The organism is Pedobacter sp. 05L430 (assembly GCF_056397585.1).
In genome coordinates this window covers 1-4,280 of sequence record NZ_JBFTNT010000335.1, presented here as the reverse complement: position 1 = coordinate 4,280, position 4,280 = coordinate 1, and the positions used below count along the sequence as shown (strand labels likewise).

Below are 4,280 nucleotides of genomic sequence, written 5' to 3'. Positions count from 1 at the left end.
ACATAGAAGTGTTGGTGGTTTTAGAGCCTCTATATACAACGCGCTTCCAATTACAAGTGTTCATGCACTAGTTGAATTAATGCAGAATTTTGCTGAAAAACACACCAATTAAAATAAAAATTAATGATTAAGATACTTGCAAACGATGGGATAGATCCTATCGGTAAAGCGTTATTAGAAAAAGCGGGTTTTGTTGTTGATACTGAAACTGTTCCTCAGGATCAATTGGTTGAAGCTTTAAAAAACTATGATGGTATTACAGTTAGAAGTGCCACCAAATTACGTAAAGAATTGATTGATCAGGTACCTAACATTAAACTGATTGGCAGAGGCGGTGTAGGTATGGATAACATTGATGTTGAATATGCCCGCAGCAAGGGTGTTGCAGTGGTAAATACACCTGCAGCTTCTTCGTTATCTGTTGCTGAACTGGTATTTGCACATTTGTTTACCGGTATTCGTTTCTTACAGGATTCAAACAGAAAAATGCCTGTTGAAGGAGCTACTAAATTCAATGCTTTGAAAAAAGCATATGCTGGTGGTGTTGAGCTTCAAGGTAAAACCATGGGGATCATCGGTTTCGGTCGTATTGGCCGTGAAACTGCTAAGGTTGCTCTTAGGTTAGGTATGAACGTATTGGCTTATGACCTTTACCCTGCTGAAGGTACTTTGCCATTGACTTTCCAGGGTGGTGTTTCTGTTGAGATCCCTTTCAAAACAGTATCATTGGATGAGGTAATTGCAAACAGTGATTTCATTAGTTTACATACTCCATTCGCAGATAAACCTATTTTAGGTGCAGAAGAGTTTGCTAAAATGAAACAAGGTGTTGGTGTGGTGAACTGCTCAAGAGGCGGTACCATTGACGAGGAGGCATTAGTTGCTGCTTTAGACAGTGGTAAAGTATCTTTCGCTGGTTTAGATGTGTTTGATGACGAACCTACACCAAGAGCTTCTATTTTACAACATGCTAAAATCTCTTTAACCCCTCATATTGGAGCTGCTACAAATGAAGCGCAGGAACGTATAGGTGTTGAACTTGCTTCATTGATTATTGAGCATTTTAATAAGTAAGATTAGTGGTCAAAGCTATTTTTTTATATAGCTTTGACCATTATTCATAATCAAGTATGCCTCTTATAAAGCCTTTCTGCGCGCTTAAACCTGCAGTGGATTTGCAATCGCTGGTTGTAACCAGGCCGCTTGAGAATTATAGCACGGGTCAGGCAAGGCTAATTGCTTCAGAAAACAGGTGTACTTTTCTTCATCTGATTAATCCTGAACTCGATAATCCATATCTAAGGGGAACAAGGGAGGAGCTGGTTTATAAAAAGATCAGTGAGAATCTTGAAGGGTTCCTTGAACATCAATTTCTTATTAAGCAGGATAAACCTGCTATTTACATTTACCGAGTAAAACACAATGATCTGGTGCAAACAGGCATTTGGACACTTACTCATATTAAAGATTATTTGGAGGGGAGGATAAAGAAGCATGAGTCGACCGTAGAGCGCAGGGAGAGGCTTCTGGCAGATTATCTGCAGCAAACCGGACTAGATGCTAACCCTGTATTAATTACCTACCACCCTGATCAGATTATTGATTCCATTACAGACAAATACACCGGGCTTAAAGCTGACCTTGATTTTACATTTGCGGATGGTACGACACATCAGGTATGGGCTGTTACTGATAATCCGGATCTGAATGACCTGGTTACTGCCTTTTATGATATTCCCTTTGTATACATTGCTGATGGCCACCATAGAGCAGCATCAATGGCAAAGATGGGTTTGCATAAGCAAGCTTTAAATAAAGAACGTCATACCGGAACTGAAGGGTATAACTATTTTACCTCAGTTTATATGAATACCAGAGAGGTTAAAATACTGGAATTTAACAGACTGGTTAGAGATCTTGGTGACCTGGAGCCTCAATTATTGATTGGGTTGTTAAAACAGTCGTTTTTAGTACAGGAGTCGCCAGATGTTGTTAAACCGAATCAATTACATAAGATTGGGATGTATTTTGATGAAAAATGGTATGTGCTTGAGCCAAAGAAAGAAATCTATGATGAAAATGACCCTGTTAATGCGCTTGATGTGAGTATTCTACAGAATCATATTCTTGCCCCTATATTAAATATAAAAGATCCCAGGACTGATGCCCGAATTACTTTTGAGGGTGGGGGAACTGCCATTTCTGAACTCCAGCTTAAGGTTGATAATGGCCTTTATGTGTTGGCTTTTACCTTGTTTCCTGTCTCGATAGATCAGGTCATTTCGGTGGCAGATGTGAATGGGGTAATGCCTCCAAAATCAACCTGGGTTGAACCGAAATTTCTGGTAGGGCTATTAACCAATTACTTTAATTAAGCGACTGGGTTAAAACCCAGTACTTATAGCCTAATATTGCCTTTTGAAACGTAGTTAGTTTTAACGGGTCTTTTTTATACAGACTTGGCAAAATTGCTTTATTTATTTTTACAAGAATTTTAAAGACTTTTTTCATCATGCTTTTTTAAGTTTTTTGTAGAATAAATAACACGCTACAAATAAAGTAAGCGCCAGAAACATAACTATATAATTCGTGATTTGTTTTTCTTTATTTGCAGCAGCAAAATCTTTTTTTAGCTGCAGGTTCTGATCTTGTAGCTTTTTTATTGATGTTTTGTAGTTCTCGATTCTATCGTTGGTACTGCTGGCTTCATTTTTAACACGCTTAACTTCTTCATCTTTGTAGTCCATGAGTATTTTAAGCTCTTTAAAGACATTGTTGTCATTTAAAACTATCTGACGCAGTATTTCATTTGAATTTTTTATATCACCTTTAGTTTGCAGGCCAAATATTCCTGTTTTGGTATCCAAGCTTTGATCGTACTGGCCAAATTTGGCACTTCTTTCTTTAAGGAGCGCATTTACTTTTAGTCTTTGTGTTTGATAAGCACTTGTATCCGTCTGAAATGTTGCGGCTTGTAATGATGTGTTAATAAAGAAAATAATAAACAATACGTTTTTGATCATGTTTAAATGTTTTTAAGGGACAAGCAAACTCCATGCCTGATGGGAAATGCATTTTTAAGGATGAAATTCGATTCTGATAATGTCGTTAAGGTGTAAACCTAATAATCCGCTGGCCTTTCCTTTGTTAATGGCAATTTCAAGATGGTTACTGATTCCAAACAGGCACAATTTTTCACCTTCAGGCACTTCATTATAATGCCAGCTCAACTGCGTAATGGTTTCACTTTTTCTGAAATACAAGGTGAAGTCGCGGTTACGCTGAATTTTTGTAAAAAGATCTTTTGTGATGTTGGTTATAACATTGCAGAAGGTGTCAATATAGATTACGCTGCCCCTAATGATGTCGCGTTCAATAACCGGATTTAACAACATTCTTTCTTCAATACTTTCTGTTGGTACACCGATGTCCCTAAGCTTCGCACCTTTGGCAAGCTGCGTTGCAGCTTTAACAAAAATATCAACCAGGGGAAAGTGAAGATATTTGAGGTCCTGCATAATATTTAACTCCACAATCTCTTCGGGCTTCTCGTTAAAAAGTAATGAGAAAATTCCGTTATCGGCACCTACAAAGAAATGATCTTTATGTCTTAGTGCAATATATTTTGTGTTTTCGCTAAATACAGAATCAATACCAATAAGGTGAACCGTGCCCTTGGGGAAGTAAGGGTATACGTTCTTTAAAACGAATGCAGCGTGGGAAATATTAAAAGATGGCACTTCATGAGTTACGTCAACAATGTTAGCTGTAGGCAGGATACTCAGGATACTACCCTTAAGGGCAGCCTGATAGAAATCTTTAGAACCTAAATCTGTTGTTAAAGTAATAATGGCCATTAAAAATTGAATATTTATTCTTAATCTTGCGTAGGTGGTAAAACGCGTACAAATATTCAACTTTTAAATCAAAATATACACTCCAATCTAAAAAACAATATTTTGAACGAACTAAAATTAACATTAGAATCGGTAGATCCGGTACAATTTTGGGGTGCTAATAACGAGCATTATGAGCTGGTTAAAAGTGCTTTTCCAAAATTAAAGATTGTGGCAAGAGGAAACGAAGTAAAGGTATTAGGTGACGAACAGGAACTTAAGGTTTTTGAAAAGAAGTATGGTCAACTGATTAGTCAGTTAGAGAAGTATAGCTCTTTAACTGCGAATGATGTAGAATCTATTTTGGTTTCAAAGAAAATACAGTCGGCCGACGAGCCCGCTGCTGAAAAAACCAGCAACGGGGGAGGTGGAGAAGTCATTGTG

4 protein-coding genes and 1 pseudogene are annotated in these 4,280 nt (G+C 37.6%); 3 read left to right on the top strand and 2 right to left on the bottom strand.

Annotation, left to right across the window (positions count from 1 at the left end; all coding sequences use genetic code 11):
- Positions 1 to 123: 123 nt before the first annotated feature.
- A complete protein-coding gene (locus AC1DG9_RS24055) occupies positions 124 to 1,074 on the top strand; it encodes a D-2-hydroxyacid dehydrogenase (RefSeq protein ID WP_172663343.1) in 951 nt (316 codons plus the stop codon).
- Positions 1,075 to 1,130: 56 nt separating this feature from the next.
- Positions 1,131 to 2,375, top strand: a complete 1,245-nt coding sequence (locus AC1DG9_RS24050; RefSeq protein ID WP_337714905.1) for a DUF1015 domain-containing protein — start codon at positions 1,131 to 1,133, stop codon at positions 2,373 to 2,375.
- A 135-nt stretch (positions 2,376 to 2,510) separates the two neighbouring features.
- Here AC1DG9_RS24050 and AC1DG9_RS24045 read toward each other — a convergent pair whose 3' ends face one another.
- The gene (locus AC1DG9_RS24045) at positions 2,511 to 3,023 is read right to left on the bottom strand and encodes a hypothetical protein (RefSeq protein WP_172663341.1); all 513 of its coding nucleotides are present in this window, start codon (positions 3,021 to 3,023) and stop codon (positions 2,511 to 2,513) included.
- Between the two features lie 54 nt (positions 3,024 to 3,077).
- On the bottom strand, positions 3,078 to 3,857 hold the full coding sequence (locus AC1DG9_RS24040) for an SAM hydrolase/SAM-dependent halogenase family protein (RefSeq protein WP_172663340.1): 780 nt from the start codon (positions 3,855 to 3,857) through the stop codon (positions 3,078 to 3,080).
- Positions 3,858 to 3,959: 102 nt separating this feature from the next.
- Between AC1DG9_RS24040 and AC1DG9_RS24035 the strand changes: the two are divergent.
- Positions 3,960 to 4,280: pseudogene (locus AC1DG9_RS24035) on the top strand (PhoH family protein); the annotation flags it as partial.

Bases quoted from the DNA above. Each gene is read 5' to 3' on its own strand.
- AC1DG9_RS24055 (WP_172663343.1), top strand. From the start codon at position 124: ATGATTAAGATACTTGCAAACGATGGGATAGATCCTATCGGTAAAGCG.
- AC1DG9_RS24050 (WP_337714905.1), top strand. From the start codon at position 1,131: ATGCCTCTTATAAAGCCTTTCTGCGCGCTTAAACCTGCAGTGGATTTG.
- AC1DG9_RS24045 (WP_172663341.1), bottom strand. From the start codon at position 3,023: ATGATCAAAAACGTATTGTTTATTATTTTCTTTATTAACACATCATTA.
- AC1DG9_RS24040 (WP_172663340.1), bottom strand. From the start codon at position 3,857: ATGGCCATTATTACTTTAACAACAGATTTAGGTTCTAAAGATTTCTAT.